The organism is Auritidibacter ignavus (assembly GCF_029853775.1).
GTDB classification, from domain to species: Bacteria; Actinomycetota; Actinomycetes; order Actinomycetales; family Micrococcaceae; genus Auritidibacter; species Auritidibacter ignavus.
Genome location: NZ_CP122564.1, coordinates 2,125,219 through 2,141,738, shown reverse-complemented (window position 1 = coordinate 2,141,738; position 16,520 = coordinate 2,125,219). Strand labels below are relative to the sequence as shown.

Genomic DNA, 16,520 nt, shown 5'->3' with positions numbered 1-16,520 from the left:
CATGACCACCCTCACCCCCGACACCGGCACACACCAGGAAACTGGGCCCGAGCCGGTTCTGAAAGCCGAGGCCATCACGGTCGGCTACGGCGGCCCGGCCGTTCTCAAAGATGTCTCCGTGGAATTGCCCAGCGGGAAAGTCACCTCCATCATCGGACCCAACGGCTGCGGCAAATCAACCCTGCTGCGCACCTTCGCCCGCCTCAACAGCCTCTCTGGCGGCTCAGTCGAGGTCACTGGCAGACCTATCACCAGCTACAGCAGTAAGGAGTTCGCCCGCACTGTCTCCCTGCTGCCCCAGACCCCGGTGGTCCCCGAAGGCGTCACCGTGGCTGAGCTGGTCGCCCGCGGCCGCTACGCCCACCGCAGAGTATTCGGCGGGCTGACGCGAAAAGACCGCCGCATCATCGACCAGGCACTCGAACAGACTGGGGTCACGGACCTTGCTGAGACTGCTGTCTCAGAGCTCTCCGGAGGGCAGCGCCAGAGAGTCTGGATTGCCATGGTCTTGGCCCAGGACTCGCAGATCCTGTTGCTGGATGAGCCCACCACCTACCTGGACCTGAACCACCAGATCGAACTGGTCGACCTGCTGCAGCAGCTGAACCGTCAGACCGGCAAGACCATTATCATGGTCCTGCACGAGCTCAATATCGCCGCCCGCTGCAGTGACCGCATCATCGCCATGCGAGACGGCAATATCGTAGAAGACGGCGCCCCGGTAGAAGTGCTCACCGAGGCCAACTGTCACGACATCTTCGGCCTCGACGCAGCCGTCCTGCACCCCGAGGAAACCGGCACACCCGTGGTGGTCGGTAAAAAGGGGCGATGAGCCCAAACGGGGAGCTCTTACCCTTCGGTGTATACACCGGTTCCGCCGATTCGCCACGGAGCCATCAGGGAGAAATGTAACGGTATTGAAGGGCGCGGACTACGAGCTGAGCTAGGTTCTCAGCGTAGAGTTTCTCTCTTAGTTTCTTCACATGGGAACGGACTGTCCATACGGTGATGCCCTGGCGTTTCGCGATTTCTTCGTAGCCGTGCCCGTCTGTGATGAGTATGAGAATGTCACGTTCGGCTGGAGTCAAATGGGGAACCACTACGGGCGTATCAGGAAGCAGGTCGCCACTGATCACAGTGTCTTGGGCTAGGCGTTTCAGCAGTCTTGGATCATCTCCCTGAGCGGCAGCCAGAACGATTTTTCGCAAGTCAGCTTCTGACGCAGTTTTCCGAGCGACCGCTAACGCGCCGGCCTCTAGAGCGCGAGCCAGCCCTGGCCCAGGTGAGACCGTGGTGAGCACGATAATACGTGCTTCTGCGTCGAACTGACGGATCTTCTCAATAGCGGTCACGCCGTTCATACCCGGGGACATATTCAGGTCCATCAGCACAATATCGGGAGAGGACGAGCGATACGCCTCGACTCCTTCAGCTCCATCCGATGCGGCGATGACAATCCGGATTGCGGGGTCTTTCTGCAATGCCATGTTGATGGCCTTGGTGGTCCACTTATCATCATCAACCACCAGGACCGAGATCGGCTCTGAGGGAGTGGGGCGCGGGCTAGTCACAGACAGTACTTTCGATACTTGGGCTTATTGATGAGACGCCATAACTTACATTGGGTCGGCTTCGCGTAAGCTTCTGCGGTTGCTTCGACCGATGTTACAAGTGCGGTTGATTGTCCGGGGGAGCTCTTGGGCTCGTAGCGGCGTTTGGGCTTCGGGAGTCGGTACAAGTGTGGACAGCAGGAAGAGCGTGGTAACTAGAGTCTTCATGCCCCCATGAGAAGCCGGTGCTCATGTGTAGAGCATCCCTCATCTGAGGGTCGCCTGTTCGCCTGCGGATGTGATCGGCAGAGTCACAGTGACGGTGAACTGCTGTTCTTTGAGTTGTGTGTGACAGGTTCCACCTAGGCTGCTGACCCTGTTCGCGAGGCTCTCTGGGGCTGGGGCGTACTCGGCAGTAGCGTCCGGGATAGTGGTGTACGAGCTTCGGTGAGTCGGCTGTTGGAATGACAGTGACGGCCACCGCGTGTTCTTTCGAGTGAACCTCTCACAGCACTCTCGAAAGGTGCCACGACGATGACCGTCACCCCTTCCAGTATCGACCTGAAGGCCCTTCTGGAGAAAGAGGTCCTGCAGGCCTTTCCGGACCTGATTCGGGAACTGCTGCAGATCTTCATCAACACCCTGCTCTCGGCCGAGGCTGACGCGGTCTGTGGGGCCGAGTACGGTGCCGGTGATGCATCCCGGAGCAACCGGCGCAACGGCTACCGGCACCGAGAGCTCGATACCCGGGCTGGGACCATCGATGTCGCGGTGCCGAAGCTGCGGGAAGGATCCTACTTCCCCGACTGGCTGCTGGAGCGCACAAAACGCGCGGAGCGGGCTCTGACCTCGGTGGTGGCCACCTGCTACCTCCTCGGTGTCAGCACCCGCCGGATGGACAAGCTGGTCGGCTCTTTGGGGATCACCAGCCTGTCGAAGTCCCAGGTCAGTGACATGGCCGCCGAGCTCGATGAGCAGGTCGAGGCCTTCGGCACCCGGCCGTTGGATGCCGGGCCCTACACCCTGGTCGCCGCAGACGCGATGGTGATCAAGGTCGGTGAGCATGGGCGAGTGATCAACATCCACGCGCTGATCGCTACCGGAGTCAACAGCGACGGATACCGTGAGATCCTCGGGATCCAGGTCACCTCTGCTGAGGACGGAGCCGGATGGCTCTCCTTCTTCCGCGACCTGGTCGCAAGGGGCCTGTCCGGGGTCAAGCTGGTCACCTCTGATGCCCACCCCGGGCTGAAGGCCGCGGTGGCCGCGACCCTGCCTGGGGCAGCCTGGCAGCGGTGCAGGACCCACTACGCGGCGAACCTGATGAGCATCACTCCCAAGCAGCAGTGGCCAGCAGTGCGGGCGTTGCTGCACAGCATCTATGACCAGCCCGGCCCTGAGGCCGTCCATGCCCAGTTCGACCGAGTCGTTGAGGACCTCGATGCCAAGCTGCCCAAGGTCGCTGACCACCTCGCCGCCGCCCGGGAAGACATCCTGGCCTTCACCGCCTTCCCCAACCAGATCTGGCGCAAAGTCTGGTCCAACAACCCCAACGAGAGACTCAACCGCGAGATCCGCCGCCGCACCGATGTCGTGGGGATCTTCCCCGACCGCGACTCCATCACCCGGCTGCTCGGAGCGGTGCTGGCTGAGCAGCACGATGAATGGGCAGAAGCCCGCCGATACCTCTCGCTGGAATCCATCGAAACAGCCCAGGCCCTCGAGCCCACCAGCAGTCAAAAGGTGAGCACCACAGAGCCCACCCTCGAAGCCATCCCCGCCTGAACACACCCTGAAACGAGACCACACCCCGAACACGACTCATACACCACTACTCAGGACTTGACCGGGTGTGATTTAGGGAAGACCTCCGGGCAGTATGGGGTTACCACAACTCCTACCTAACCCGGAGGTCTTCATGACTCACGTTAACGCATCTTTCAGCCCGGTGGGGCCTCAACGCATCGCCGGGCTCATTGTTGATGATGGATGACCGATACGCCAAGCCGCAGAACGCTTCCCATGCTCACCGGCTACCGCCAAACGATGGGCAGACCGTTACCGGGCCGCACTGCCCATGACAGACCGTAGTTCCCAGCCCCACACCTCTCCCAACTAACGTCCTGCCAAGACCGAACAAGGAATCATTAACCTGCGGTTTAACCGCAAGTGGGGGCCACACCGGGTCAGCTACCACCTGCGTATCCCACGCTCGACTGTGGGGCGTGTCCTGGAGCGCTACAACATGCCCAGGCTCTGCGATATCGACCAGGCCACCGGGCCTCCCGTCCGCAAGCCCAAACCCAAACGCTACGAAGCCGCCGCTCCAGGGGAGCTGGTTCACATCGATATTAAGAAACAGGGCCGGATCCCAGACAGTGGTGGCTGGCGAGTCCACGGCCGGGGAAGCGAGGGTCACCATGCGGCCCAACGGAACAAGATACAGGCACGTAAAACCGTGCCAGTTCACGGATACCGGTATCGTCACCACGCGGTTGATGACAACTGCCGGGCCGCGTATTCAGAGATCTTAGATGATCAGAAGAAAGAAACCGCAGCCGGCTTTTGGAAGCGAGCTAACGCATTCTTCAACGATCTGGGAAACACTGTCAAAGCGGTCATAACTGATAACGGTGCCTGCTACCGCTCAGCCGCTATTGCCAAGGCACTCGGTGAGGGTGTCAAGCACAAGCGGACCAAGCCATACCGACCCCACACCAATGGCACGGTGGAAAGATTCAACAAGACTCTGGCATCGGAATCGGCTTACCCCCGGGCCCTACACCAGCGAGAACGAACACGCTGATCCCTACCAGGCCTGACTCCATCACTACAATCATCACCGACCCCACACCGGCATCGGAGGTCTCACCCCAGCTGAACGCGTTCACAACCTCGCGGGGAAGTACAACTAGCCAATCGTCTTCGGTGTCGTGCTTTTTTCCGACGACAAAAGAGATCCACGCGCCAATGCGGCTCATCGTAATTGAGAGTGTAGAACCGGTCTGAAGCCGCCGGACTCGAGCAGACATCTCGCGATGTAGTGCGTGAGGTTGCGGAAGCCGAGTGCTGAGCTCCGTAGGTGTTCGAGCCTGCCATTGATCGCTTCGGTAGGCCCGTTCGACGTTCCCGGTCGGGTGAAGAACGCCAGGATATCAGCAGCTCGACGCTTCAGAGTCCGTCCTAACCGCTTGAGTTCGGCCAGTCCTGTCGGCAGATTCGTCGTCAGATCGTCGATGACTGTTTGTAAGAGCTTCTTGCCCTCGTTGCCGTCGTTGGTTCGGTAAGCGCGCACAATGTCTTGATAGACGGCCCAGGTGACTTCGACGGCGGTGAAGTTGGCGTCGGCGAAGAGGTCTACGATCCGCTCCTGCTGTTTGGCCGTGAGCAGATCAGCACCGGTGTGCAGAGTCCTGCGCGCTCGATACAACGGGTCTGTTGCTCGTCCGCGATGCCCGGTGGTTTCCTGCTGAATGCGGCGGCGTACCTCGTCGAGGGCATCACCGGCGAGTTTGACGACGTGGAACGGGTCCATGACTTCGACAGCCTCGGGCAGTTCCTCAACGGAGGCTGTTTTGAAGCCGGAGAATCCGTCCATCGCGACGACGTCGATGCCATCACGCCAGTCTTTCGGTCGGGCTTTCAACCATTGCTTGAACACCTGTTTCGATCGTCCGGGCACCATGTCGAGCAGGCGTGCCGGGCCTGCTTTCTGGCTGATGGGAGTAAGGTCGATGATGACGGTGACGTACTTGTCACCGCGCCTGGTGTGCCGCCAGACGTGTTCGTCGACACCAATGACGCTGACCCCGTCGAACCGGGCCGGGTCGTCGATCAGCAGTCGATGTCCCTGCGCGAGGATCGCGGAGTTCGCGGTGTGCCAGGACACGGCGAGTTTGCCTGCGATCACGGACACGGTGTCGTGGTCGATGACGAGGGCACGCAGCGCCCAGTCGAGGCCGGTTCGCGAGATCTTCGCTCGTGGTGGCGCCGCAGCAGTGGTGTTCTGACGCCATACGCGGCCGCATTCGACGCATTTGTACCGGCGGAGGCGAATGTGAAGCGTGGTGGCCGGTGGCCGAAGGGTTCGTGGGCGAGGCGGCGGACGACGGTGTCGCGGACGATCCCGTGTCCGCCACACCGTCGGCACCAGTCATCGGCAGTGTTGGGCTGGCATTCCAGAATGGCTTTGTGCCCGGTGATGTGCTGGCCAATGCACGTGAGGTCAAGGGAGTCGAGCCGGCAGAACGTCGTGAGATCAGGAGATGAGAAAGTAAGCTTGGACACGTCGAGGTCTTTCGGATGGACTGTGTAAGAACTTCCATCATCGGAAGACCTCGACGTCTATCCGGACAGCGCCACGCCGTGTCCTGAAATCACTGATCCACACCCTCAATTACGAAGAGCCGCCAATGCCAAGGATGATGGCAGCCGTGGCTCCAATGAGAACAATGCTTGAGATGTTCATGGGCTAGCTTCCTGAGAAGGGTCTCTGCGCAGAGAACGTGGTGGCAATACCCGAAATGTCATGACATTTCGGGACGGAACTCAGCCAGCAGGTGATCGGCGTAGGTCGGTTCCGGGGGATGATCTCGTGCGTGCGGTCCGCGAGCGCCCACCTCGGTGGTGGCTACCTCAGCAAACAGCGCCGCCAGTGTCAGCGAGAGTGCTCCGCCGTTGAGGTGGTAGAGCCTGCGGTGCTGGTCGGTATACCCGGCGACCGGATCGGCCGAAGACTGTGGCACCGTGGTCAGGTGTTCGACCACGGGGCGCTCGCCTAACACCTCGGCGAGATGGCTGGCAATGTCCTCCGGCGTGCTCTGATCGGCCATGCGTACCCGGATTCGCCCGCTGGTATCGGGGCGGATGGCAGCTCCAGCGGTGAGCACCACATGGTGGAGATCGACGCCGATGGGCTCGGTGACGGCCAGCACCTCGTGGCCGGTCGCCGGAACATTATCGGAGGCGAGGATTGCCACATCGGCGGTGATTTCCTCGATCTCGCCCCAGCCGCCCGGCTCACTGGGGTGGTCAGCGGGTAGCCGGTACCGCAGCCGCAGGTGGGCCTGCCGATCGGTGGATGACATCGATTCGAGGCGTCCGGCGACGATGGCGACCCCGGCTTCGGTGAGTTGGGAGACCAGTTCGGCGATGAGTCGGTCATCGTCCAGGTAGCCCTCGGAGTCGATGAGCAGAGCGTGGCCCGCCTCGGCACCGCCCGCATTGAGTCGCACGCTGGGGGCCAGCTGTGCCAGGTCAGCGCGACTCAGGGTGGTGCTGGCTACCTGGTCTGCCGGGCCGGTGGGATGAGACCGGTCGGCAAGCACGATGACCCCGGTCAGGTGTAGCCAGGGTTGGAACTCCTCGGGGCTGGGGCCCTGTTGGTCCTCAACCCGTCGCATCAGTGCTGCGTCGTGCACGCGCGAGTGGGCGGCCAAACCCTGCCGGATCAATTCCTCCAGCGCGGGCCGGGCGATGGTCGTGACCTGGTTGATCACGGCGCCGAGACCGGCAAAGTCCGCACGCGGACCGGCAGGGCCCACCAGCGAGTCGTCGTGGTCGATCACGACCACCGAATGCCCGGCGTCGGCGAGCGAGACCGCGGTCATCAGCCCCTGAATGCCGGCGCCCAGAACGACAACGTGTGCAGTGTCCATCGTTGATGTGCTCCTGTAGGTTGTGTTGGTGCCGGGTTAGACGTCAGCGGGTGCGGGGGCCGGGGTGGTAGCCGGTGTGGCCTCGGGGTAGGTCCCGGCTGGCGTGTTGGCCCGCGGACGCGGTTGGTCCGAGGCGTAGCCGTTGGCGTCGTTCAACGCGCGGATCAAGACCACCAGCCAGGCGAAGAGGATTCCGGCCATGGCCAGTTCCACCCCGGTGAGGTTGTAGTAACCCAGTGGCCACCACAGCACCGCCGCAAAGATCGACAACCCGATCATCAGGTAGGAAAACAGGTAGATCACCACCGGCACGCCGGGTAACCAGATCGGGATGGTGGCAAATAACAGGAGGCACACGGCGGCCAGAATTTGGGTAAAGAGTGTGTGCAGCGGGTCATTGATATTGATGGGGACCATCGAGATCCCCACCAGACAGGCACCGATGAGCATCAGCCCGCTACGTAGCATCCAAATGGAGCCTCCACGTTTGCCCGTGGACCGACGCACGTCGGAGTAGGTGCGCAAGTCTTGAGAGATGAAATTGGCCAGCGTAAATAGCACCAGCCCGGAGACGGTCAGGGTGGTGTTGAAGGTCCAGAAGGACAGCACCCCGGCCTGGCCGGTGCCGAGTTCGGAGAAGAAGGCGTGCCACCAATACGGGTTTTCGGCCAGGAGCATGGCGGCGATAATGCCGGAGGCCATGAACACTGCCAGCAGGCTGGAAAGGGAGCGCGTTGAGGCGCGCGCGGCCGAGCTGAGGCCGAAATACCCGGCAGTTGCGACCACGATCCCGATAATGGCGGTGGCGGCAATCGCGTCAATTTCGAGTCCCACGAAGGATTGCTGGAATAACCGGAACAGCGCCAGACTGGCCAACATCACAATCGCCCCGTGCAGAATGATCAGCCCAACCCAGTCCAACACCAGCCAGAACCAGGCCCGGGATCGCATCCACGCCAGCGCACCACGGCGGGGGGCAGAGGCGAGTAACAGGCCAATCAGCGTGGCCAGCGCTGCGGTGATCCCGGCAGAGATACCGGTGACGGTTCCCACGGACGCGAAACCGGACAGGGGCGTGAGCTGGTCGGAAAAGAACCACCAGCCCACCATGGCTCCCAGCGCCCCGGCGATGATCGCTACCCAGATACCCCAGGATTCAATGCGAAATGAGCCCGAACGGGGTGGGGAGGACGCTGCGGGGGCGGTGGTCATTACTCCATCATAGATTCACCGCCCGGGCCTGCGTCGACAGCTGGCCCGTCACCGACACCATTCGATTGCCCAGAGAGGTTTAGGCCCTCCCGGGAATATACCCCTTCGGGGTATAGTTATGGGTAGTGAACGACCCAGCATCAGGAGAGACTTGCGATGAGCACCACGACACCACCACCAGTTCCGGACACAGCACAGCACCGGCATCAGTATGGCTATACCGATCATCGGCAGAGTTATCAGACCAGGTTGCGTCGGATCGAAGGGCAGGTGCGTGGCATTGAGCGCATGGTGGCCGATAACGAGTACTGCATTGATGTGCTGACCCAGATTTCTGCTGTCACCAAGGCTCTGCATGCGGTGAGTGTGAAACTTCTTGAAGACCATCTGGGCCACTGTGTGGCAGCAGCCGCCGCGTCCGGAGATGAGCAGCAGTTACAGGAGAAGGTCGCCGAAGCCACCGCAGCAATCGCCCGGCTGACTCGAAGCTAAACACAGTCCACTGACAGGAAGGATTACCCGCCATGACTTCCACCACCACCCTGGATATTTCGGGAATGACCTGCGAGCATTGCGTGCAGGCAGTCACCCGTGAACTCACCCAACTACCCGGCGTGGAGCAGGTTGCGGTGGACTTGCACCCCGAAGCCACCTCGATCGCTACGGTGACTGTAGCCACTGACACCCAAGCGCCGACTCATCACCAGTACGCCGAGGCCATCGACGAAGCCGGCTACACCCTCGTTGACGCACACTGAGTTGACACACACTACGAAGGACACTGAGATGACCACCCCGTCCAACGACTCGACCCACCACGGCTCCGCGGACACGCCCCACACCGGCGATGACCGGTCCGTCACCCTCGATATTTCCGGGATGTCCTGCGCATCCTGTGTCTCCCGGGTGGAACGGAAACTCACCAAACTCCCCGGGGTCTCGGCCACCGTCAACCTGCCGCTGAATAACGCTCGCGTGCAGGCCCCCGAACAGGTCACCGACCAGCAACTGATTGACGCGGTGGCCTCGGCCGGCTATGACGCCGAAGTGCACCACAGCCCACACCACCACAGTGGGCATGAACACCACGCTGAGCACGACCACCACGACGGGCAGGATCAACACTCCGGTGAAGACCATATGAACCACGGCCCATCGGCCAGCACGCTGAAACCCCGCTTCATCGTGGCGGCGATCCTGACCGTGCCGTTGTTTATCATCTCGATGTTTTCGTTCGCCCAGTTTCCCCACTGGGGCTGGGTGGCGCTGGTGCTGTCCACTCCGGTGGTGTTTTATACCGCCTGGCCTTTTCACTCTGCAGCGTTCGCAGCGGCCCGGCACGGCGCGTCGACGATGGACACGCTGGTGTCGCTGGGCGTGTTGGCGGCCTGGACCTATTCCACCATCGGGCTGGTGATGGACCCGATGATGACCGCGGTCCCCGGCCACCACGACCATCAGCTGTATTTTGAGACCGCCGGAGTGGTCACGACCTTCTTGCTGCTTGGCCGCTGGCTAGAAGATCGCGCCAAGCACCGCGCCGGGGACGCGCTGCGAGAGTTGCTGACGTTAGCGCCCGAAACCGCGGTGGTGGTCCGTGAGGGCACCGAGGTCGAGATTCCGGCCAGCCAACTGCAGATCGGGGACGAGTTTGTGGTCCGGCCCGGGGATAAAATCGCCACCGACGGCTACGTGGTCTCCGGTCATTCCGCCGTTGATACATCGTTGATCACCGGAGAATCCGTCCCGGTTGAAGTCGGCCCCGATGATACGGTCACCGGGGCGACCATCAACTCTTCGGGTCGTCTTCTCGTTCGGGTGACCCGCACCGGCGAGGACACCACCCTGTCACACATGGGGCAACTAGTCTCCGACGCCCAGTCACAGAAGGCCCCCATTGCCCGGATCGCCGACCGCATCTCGGCGGTCTTCGTCCCGATCGTACTGGTCATCGCCGCACTCACTTTGATCTTGTGGCTGGTCTTCGGCACCGGGCAGCAGGCCTTCCACGCCGCGGTCACGGTACTCATTATCGCGTGCCCGTGCGCCTTGGGTCTGGCCACCCCGGTGGCGCTGTTGGCCGGCACCGGCCGTGCCTCCCAGCTGGGCATATTGATCCGCGGCCCGGAAGTCTTAGAAGACACTCGCCAGATCACCTCGGTGGTCTTCGACAAGACCGGCACCATCACCCGAGGTTCGATGTCGGTGTCTGAGGCCACCAGCTTGGATGAGCGTTTCTCTTCCGAGGAGATTCTCCGGTTGGCCGCCGCCGCGGAGGCCGGCTCCGAACACCCCATCGCCCACGCCATCGTCGACGCCGGCCAGCAACTCGGCCACCTACCGAAGGCCACCGAGTTCTCCGCCACCGCTGGTGGCGGCATCTTCGCCACCGTAGAAGATCATCGCATGGTGCTGGGTCGCACCAGTTTTGTCACCGACCAGGCTGGGATCAGCCTCTCCCCGGAGGCCGAACGCGCCTTCCATGCTCTGGAGGAAACCGCAGCCACCGCGATCTGGGTCGTCATCGATGAGGCCCCGGCCGGGATCATTGCCGTCCGCGATCAGATCAAGGACTCCGCCGATGTGGCGATCGCAGACCTAACGGAGATGGACCTGACCCCCATGTTGCTGACCGGGGATAACCGCTCGGTGGCCACCTGGGTCGCCAGTCAGGTGGGCATCAACACCGACCACGTCGTCGCCGGAGTTCACCCCGAGAACAAGGTTGCCAAGATCCGCGAACTCCAAGAAGCTGGCGAGACCGTGGCGATGGTGGGTGATGGCGTTAACGATGCCCCGGCCCTGGCCCAAGCCGATTTGGGCATCGCGATGGCCTCAGGCACCGATGTGGCCCGTCAGGCCGCACAGATCACCGTGATGGGATCCTCGCTGGGGCAGATCACCCAGGCGATCCAGCTGTCTCGGAAAACGCTCCGGGTGATTAAGTCCAATCTGTTCTGGGCATTCGCCTATAACGTGCTCGCCCTCCCGGTGGCAGCCTTCGGGCTACTGTCCCCGATGATTGCCGGGGCCGCGATGGCACTGAGCTCGGTGCTGGTGGTGGCCAATTCACTGCGGCTGACTCGTTTCGCCCGCTAGTGGTCCGGGGTGCCAGCTAGGGTGAACCCATGCAGATCTATGGATTTACCCGCTACGGTGGCCCCGAGGTCTCCGGCGTGCTCGACGTCGAGGTCCCGGAGGTCACCGAGAACACGGTGCTGATCCGCACTGAGGCCTCGGGACTGAATCCCGGAGACCTCAAGGTCCGGTCCGGGGCCCGCACCGGGTCATTTCCCGTCAGATTCCCCATGGCCATGGGGCGGGAAGCCGCCGGGACCGTGGTCAGCCTCGGACCCGGTCTCACCCCGGAGGTCGCGACTCAGATTCCGGTGGGCACCCGGGTCTTCGGCTCGGCCGCTGCCGGAGTGGGCACCCTGGGCGAGTACACACTCCTGACCGCTACCTCCGCAACCCCGATACCTCAGGGATTGAGCGCTGCCCAAGCCTGCTGTATTCCGACCTCTGTGGGCACCGCCTGGGATGGGCTGGCCGAACTCGAACAAGCCGGGCTCAGTCGTGGCGAGACACTGCTCGTACTGGGGGCCGGCGGAGGTGTGGGCTCGGCGGTGACCGGATTAGCCACCTGGCGCGGCCTCAGGGTGGTGGGGGTGGCCTCGGAGAGTAAAAAAGAACTGGTCGAGTCCTTGGGCGCCAGCCACGTGCCAACGGGGGCCCTTGAGGCTGTCTCTGATCAAAAATCCCCCACCATCGCTGCAGTGTTTGACACCGTCGGGGGCCAAACCCTCACCGCAGCGGCTACCTTGCTGGCCGGAGACCACTGCCCACCGCGCATTCGCTCGGTGGCCGACCCAGCATTGGCCACCACCCTGGGTGGCAGTGGAGTGACCCGACACCGCCGTCGCGAGATCTTTTCCCGCATCGCCACCCAGCTGACCCAGCACCCGACCTTGCCGGTGGTCTCAGAGATCCTCGACTGGGATCGGGTCGCCGAGGCGGTCGCCACCGTCGAATCCGGGCATGCCATCGGCAATATTGTGGTGCGCGTGAGCTAGACGAGTCGTTGCTCCCGGGCTACCGCAATCGCCTGGGTGCGATTATCGACCCCGAGTTTTTGATAAATATGCACCAGGTGGGTCTTCACTGTTGCTTGGGAAATAAACAGGCTACGGGCAATATCGCGGTTGCTTTCCCCGGTTGTCAAGGCCTGCAAAATCTGTAGCTCCCGGGCCGAGAGTTGTGTATCGGCCGGTTGTTGGGCCCGGGAAATCAGCACCTGGGAGACTCTGGAGGAAAAAGCATGATCACCCCGGGCGGCAGCTTGTACTGCCTCGTGTAATCGGTCCTCAGCAGCGTCTTTGAGCAAATACCCCACCGCTCCGGCGGAGACTGCCGCCAGAATATCGGCCTGAGAATCATAGGTGGTCAGAATCAGCACCGGTGGCGCTGACCCTGTCTGCTGGGCCTCTTCGGCTAATGCCCGGGTGGCCTCGAGTCCGCCCATCCCGCGCATCTGTAAGTCCATAACCACCACGTCGACCCCATCCGGTCGGTGGTCTGCCAACGCCGCGGTGCCATCTGCGCCTTCGGCGACCACACTGATGTCTGCAAAGCTTTCCAGAATGGCCCTGAGCCCAGCACGGACCACCGGGTGGTCATCGATCAGCATCAGCTTAATCATCCTCGCCTCCCAGCGGTATGCGCAGTCCGATCACGGTCCCGGCGCCCGGGGCTGACTCCACACTGAGCTCTCCTCCGGCCTGAACGGCCCGGGTCTTCATGCCCGAGAGCCCGAAATGGTGCTCGGTGTCCACGGCCTCGGGGTCAAACCCGGTGCCGTCGTCGAAAACGTCGAGAGTGAGCATCCCGGCGGTGGCTGTCACGGTGATCACCACTGTGGAGGCCGCGGCGTGAGCCAGCGCATTGGTCAGTGCCTGATCGGCGATGCGTAGCACCGGGGTGAACCGCTCGGTCTGGATCACTAGCTGTTGGTCCTCCACCGCCGGTTCACCGCGTAGCAGCAGCTCCACCGGCTGGCGTTGGGCGCGCGCTTCGGCTTGGTGGCGTTGCACCATCGCCCCTAGTTGTCGCATCAGCTGTGACCCGGTGGGCGCCTGGTGGTTGTCGTCGAGCGCCTCGGTGGCCGTGGCCGGATCCGCCATGGTCTGTACCAGTTTGCGGGCGGTGGCAAGGTTCTTTTCGGCACTGTCGTGCATCAGGTGGAGCTGATCGTGCAACCGTGCGGTGTCCTGGTCGGCTACGGCATGTTGGGCGGCCCGGGAGAGGAGCACGAGTGAGGAGAATCCTTGGGCGAGGGTGTCGTGGATTTCTTGGGAGACCCGTTGACGTTCCTGCAACTGTCCGGCTTGACGTTCGCTGGTGGCCAGCTCGTGTCGAGTCACGATCAGGTCCTCGACCAGCTTGCGGTATCCCACCGCCTGATCGTGCAGCACGTGATAGACCCGGTAGGCCACCACCGCCACCACCGTGCCGAGTACCGGTCCGATCACCCCGGCGACCTGCACAGCCCCGGAGGCCAGGTACTCGGCTCCAATGGTGACCGTTAACAGCACCAGCAGGCATCCGAGAGCAAGCAGTCGACTGATGGGTGTCAGCACGTGAATGCTGACGAAGACCAAGGGAAACATCACCCAGATGAATTCGGCCGAGATCAAACACAGCATCGTCCAGCCACCGATGACCGCCACGAGCCACACGGGCGCATAACGGGAAGCCAGCCTGGACGCAGCGAGCCCGACTCGGCGTTCCCAGACGGTGCCGGCCACATAGATGGCAGCAACCATCACAGCCAAGACGACGACCGTGATCTGCATCCCAGAGCTCAGCGTTTCGCAGAGCACGGCTCGGATCGTGGCGAAGACCAGCAGAAACGCAAACATCACGTGCAACACCACCCGCAACCAGCGCATCACCGACTCCACCGGAGCCGGATGGCCGGTGGTCAGATGCGCTACGGGCTCGGGTGTCGCAACGGTCACGTATTGTCAGCGTAGTCGGGTTTCTCACCGAGTGCATCAACCAAAAGGTTGAGCCAGGTTCCAACCGGTTAGCCGATGTGTCTGCTCTTCCTCACGCGAAGACTAGAAGGCATAGCTGGTGAGTCAACGAAAGGAACCCCATGTTTCTTGCTGTTCGTGAAATATTCCATGCCAAAGGCAGGTTCAGCCTGATCACCGCAGTGATCGCGATGATGACCCTGTTGCTGATTATGCTGACCGGGCTCACCGCCGGACTCGGCGCCCAGAACACCTCCGCGTTACAGGCCCTGGACGCCGACCGGGTGGTGTTCTCCGCAGAACAAAACCCAGACGGCTCTACCGCCGACCCCAGCTTCGCCAATTCCCAGATCACCGCCAGCCAGGCCGAGGACTGGGCCGAGGCCAACGGTGTAGATCACGTCGCCGGTCTGGGTGCTAGCCAAACCACGATGGAGACCGACTTCACCTCCTCGATCGCTCTGCTGTCTCTGCCGGAGGGAACCGCGATCCCCTCAGGGGAAACCGTTCGGCCCGGCACCGCTCTGGTGTCCCAGTCGGTGGCGGATGACCATGAGTTGCGCGTCGGCGAGACCATCACGGTCGGCTCTGAACAGGTCGAGGTCGCCGGTATGAGCGAGGATGAGTACTACTCACACTCCCCGGTGGTCTGGACCGACACCGACACCTGGGCGGCCGCCACCCACCAGCAAGCCGATGCCGAGACCGTTGTGGGCACCGTGCTGTTGGTCCAGGGCACCGAGCCCGACGAGGCCGATGGCTCGTGGTCCACCACCGCCGCAAACACCGACACCCTGGCAGTGACCACCCAGGGAGCTTTCTCCGCACTGCCAGCCCACCAATCCGAACAGGGTTCGCTGGTGAGCATGCAGGGCTTCCTCTACGTGATTTCTGCTCTGGTCATCGTCTCCTTTCTGACCGTCTGGACCTTGCAGCGCACCCGCGAGCTGTCGGTGCTTCGCGCCCTGGGAGCCTCCGGGGCCTATCTGTTCAAAGATGCCCTGGGTCAAGCCGGCATCATTTTGGCCGTCGGCGTCATCATCGGCACCCTGGCCGGTGGCGGACTCGGCGCACTAGCAGCCGGTGTCCTACCGTTCGAACTCACCTGGCTGACCCTGTTCGGCCCGATGGTCGGTATCTGGGTGCTGGGCATGATCGGCGGACTGATCGCCACCCGAAAGGTCGCCACCGTCAACCCACTCGAAGCCCTGGGCACCGCAGCCTAGCCACCAGCCACCGACCCCAACCAGGCTTCTGCCCTCTCTGCACACAGGAGACATCATGACTGCATCGACACTAACGACACCAACTCTGCACCTGAACCAGGTGACCCAGATCTTCCCCGACGGGGACTCCGAAATCACCGCCCTGGACCACGTCGACCTCACCGCCCACCCCGGTGAAGTCACCGGACTGCTGGGAGAATCCGGATCTGGTAAGTCCACGTTGCTGTCCATCGCCGCCGGATTGATCGCCCCCACCAGCGGCGAGGTGATCATCGCCGGCGACGACATCTCCTCCGCCTCGGCGTCGGAACGGGCCCGGGTACGACTGAATCACATTGGTTTCATTTTCCAGCAACCGAATTTATTGAGCTCGCTGACCGTGATGGACCAGTTACTGATCACCGAGCACCTGCGCGGTGTGCGCGGTCGGTCCCTGCGCGCCCGTCGGTCTCGGGCCGAACAGCTATTGGAACGGGTTGGTCTGCCCGGCTACGGGCCCCGCAACACCTCCCAGCTCTCCGGCGGTGAGAAACAGCGTGTCAATATCGCCCGGGCACTGATGGGTGAACCCGAGGTGCTCCTGGCTGATGAGCCCACCTCGGCCCTAGACCACGAGCTGTCCACCCGGATGATGACGTTGCTGTCGGAACTGACCCACGAGTTGAATCTCGCCGCGGTGATTATTACCCACGACCGGTCGATGCCTGCGCTGATGGACCGCACCGTGGTGCTGCAGGACGGTGTGCTCCACGAACAGCACGAGGATGACCCCACCACCCCACAACTGGCGTACGCCTAACCGTACGTTTGTTGTGTTTTGCCTCACAGGCGGTAATCTAA

Annotated in this window: 13 protein-coding genes and 2 pseudogenes; 9 read left to right on the top strand and 6 right to left on the bottom strand. The window is 62.4% G+C overall.

Going from position 1 to position 16,520, the window contains the following annotated elements; all coding sequences use genetic code 11:
- The first annotated feature begins 1 nt into the window (after position 1).
- Positions 2-832 (top strand): ABC transporter ATP-binding protein, encoded by an 831-nt coding sequence (locus QDX22_RS09710; RefSeq protein ID WP_110100060.1) that lies wholly within the window; start codon positions 2-4, stop codon positions 830-832.
- Positions 833-896: 64 nt separating this feature from the next.
- Here the strand turns inward: QDX22_RS09710 and QDX22_RS09705 are convergent, their stop codons facing one another.
- A complete protein-coding gene (locus tag QDX22_RS09705; protein WP_233488086.1) occupies positions 897-1,571 on the bottom strand; it encodes a response regulator in 675 nt (224 codons plus the stop codon).
- 513 nt (positions 1,572-2,084) lie between these two features.
- Between QDX22_RS09705 and QDX22_RS09700 the strand changes: the two genes are divergently transcribed.
- Together QDX22_RS09700 and QDX22_RS09695 are read left to right on the top strand one after the other, a co-directional pair.
- On the top strand, positions 2,085-3,335 hold the full coding sequence (locus QDX22_RS09700; protein WP_122549555.1) for an IS256 family transposase: 1,251 nt from the start codon (positions 2,085-2,087) through the stop codon (positions 3,333-3,335).
- Positions 3,336-3,468: 133 nt separating this feature from the next.
- Positions 3,469-4,465: pseudogene (locus tag QDX22_RS09695) on the top strand (IS481 family transposase).
- Between the two features lie 62 nt (positions 4,466-4,527).
- On the opposite strand, the pseudogene QDX22_RS09690 reads toward QDX22_RS09695, so the two are convergent.
- The 3 genes and pseudogenes from QDX22_RS09690 to QDX22_RS09680 form a co-directional block, all read right to left on the bottom strand.
- Positions 4,528-5,837 (bottom strand): annotated as a pseudogene (locus tag QDX22_RS09690) (ISL3 family transposase).
- Positions 5,838-6,076: 239 nt separating this feature from the next.
- Positions 6,077-7,207 (bottom strand): NAD(P)/FAD-dependent oxidoreductase, encoded by a 1,131-nt coding sequence (locus tag QDX22_RS09685; protein WP_110101541.1) that lies wholly within the window; start codon positions 7,205-7,207, stop codon positions 6,077-6,079.
- A 36-nt stretch (positions 7,208-7,243) separates the two neighbouring features.
- Positions 7,244-8,419, bottom strand: a complete 1,176-nt coding sequence (locus QDX22_RS09680) for a hypothetical protein (protein WP_279717808.1) — start codon at positions 8,417-8,419, stop codon at positions 7,244-7,246.
- A 156-nt stretch (positions 8,420-8,575) separates the two neighbouring features.
- Between QDX22_RS09680 and QDX22_RS09675 the strand changes: the two genes are divergently transcribed.
- The 4 genes from QDX22_RS09675 to QDX22_RS09660 are packed head-to-tail and all read left to right on the top strand — an operon-like array spanning position 8,576 to position 12,492.
- A complete protein-coding gene (locus tag QDX22_RS09675; protein ID WP_110100087.1) occupies positions 8,576-8,911 on the top strand; it encodes a metal-sensitive transcriptional regulator in 336 nt (111 codons plus the stop codon).
- A 32-nt stretch (positions 8,912-8,943) separates the two neighbouring features.
- On the top strand, positions 8,944-9,177 hold the full coding sequence (locus tag QDX22_RS09670) for a heavy-metal-associated domain-containing protein (protein WP_110100086.1): 234 nt from the start codon (positions 8,944-8,946) through the stop codon (positions 9,175-9,177).
- A gap of 28 nt (positions 9,178-9,205) precedes the next feature.
- The gene (locus tag QDX22_RS09665) at positions 9,206-11,518 is read left to right on the top strand and encodes a heavy metal translocating P-type ATPase (RefSeq protein WP_279717806.1); all 2,313 of its coding nucleotides are present in this window, start codon (positions 9,206-9,208) and stop codon (positions 11,516-11,518) included.
- A gap of 29 nt (positions 11,519-11,547) precedes the next feature.
- Positions 11,548-12,492 (top strand): NADP-dependent oxidoreductase, encoded by a 945-nt coding sequence (locus tag QDX22_RS09660; RefSeq protein ID WP_110110758.1) that lies wholly within the window; start codon positions 11,548-11,550, stop codon positions 12,490-12,492.
- Here the strand turns inward: QDX22_RS09660 and QDX22_RS09655 are convergent.
- Positions 12,489-13,106 carry a response regulator gene (locus QDX22_RS09655; protein WP_279723920.1) on the bottom strand — a complete coding sequence of 206 codons (618 nt, stop codon included), beginning with the start codon at positions 13,104-13,106 and terminating at the stop codon, positions 12,489-12,491. The two genes, QDX22_RS09660 and QDX22_RS09655, sit on opposite strands and share 4 nt — an antisense overlap.
- Positions 13,107-13,110: 4 nt before the next feature.
- Positions 13,111-14,436, bottom strand: a complete 1,326-nt coding sequence (locus QDX22_RS09650; RefSeq protein WP_110101537.1) for a sensor histidine kinase — start codon at positions 14,434-14,436, stop codon at positions 13,111-13,113.
- 140 nt (positions 14,437-14,576) lie between these two features.
- Here QDX22_RS09650 and QDX22_RS09645 point away from each other — a divergent pair, with 140 nt between their 5' ends.
- Together QDX22_RS09645 and QDX22_RS09640 are read left to right on the top strand one after the other, a co-directional pair.
- The gene (locus QDX22_RS09645; protein WP_279717805.1) at positions 14,577-15,680 is read left to right on the top strand and encodes an ABC transporter permease; all 1,104 of its coding nucleotides are present in this window, start codon (positions 14,577-14,579) and stop codon (positions 15,678-15,680) included.
- Between the two features lie 55 nt (positions 15,681-15,735).
- Complete coding sequence (locus QDX22_RS09640) at positions 15,736-16,479, top strand: ABC transporter ATP-binding protein (protein WP_279717804.1); 744 nt, start codon at positions 15,736-15,738, stop codon at positions 16,477-16,479.
- The last annotated feature ends 41 nt before the right edge of the window (positions 16,480-16,520 follow it).

Coding starts and splice junctions, on each gene's coding strand:
- QDX22_RS09660 (WP_110110758.1), top strand. CDS start 11,548: ATGCAGATCTATGGATTTACCCGCTACGGTGGCCCCGAGGTCTCCGGC.
- QDX22_RS09655 (WP_279723920.1), bottom strand. CDS start 13,106: ATGCTGATCGATGACCACCCGGTGGTCCGTGCTGGGCTCAGGGCCATT.
- QDX22_RS09680 (WP_279717808.1), bottom strand. CDS start 8,419: ATGACCACCGCCCCCGCAGCGTCCTCCCCACCCCGTTCGGGCTCATTT.
- QDX22_RS09675 (WP_110100087.1), top strand. CDS start 8,576: ATGAGCACCACGACACCACCACCAGTTCCGGACACAGCACAGCACCGG.
- QDX22_RS09670 (WP_110100086.1), top strand. CDS start 8,944: ATGACTTCCACCACCACCCTGGATATTTCGGGAATGACCTGCGAGCAT.
- QDX22_RS09710 (WP_110100060.1), top strand. CDS start 2: ATGACCACCCTCACCCCCGACACCGGCACACACCAGGAAACTGGGCCC.
- QDX22_RS09700 (WP_122549555.1), top strand. CDS start 2,085: ATGACCGTCACCCCTTCCAGTATCGACCTGAAGGCCCTTCTGGAGAAA.
- QDX22_RS09645 (WP_279717805.1), top strand. CDS start 14,577: ATGTTTCTTGCTGTTCGTGAAATATTCCATGCCAAAGGCAGGTTCAGC.
- QDX22_RS09665 (WP_279717806.1), top strand. CDS start 9,206: ATGACCACCCCGTCCAACGACTCGACCCACCACGGCTCCGCGGACACG.
- QDX22_RS09685 (WP_110101541.1), bottom strand. CDS start 7,207: ATGGACACTGCACACGTTGTCGTTCTGGGCGCCGGCATTCAGGGGCTG.
- QDX22_RS09640 (WP_279717804.1), top strand. CDS start 15,736: ATGACTGCATCGACACTAACGACACCAACTCTGCACCTGAACCAGGTG.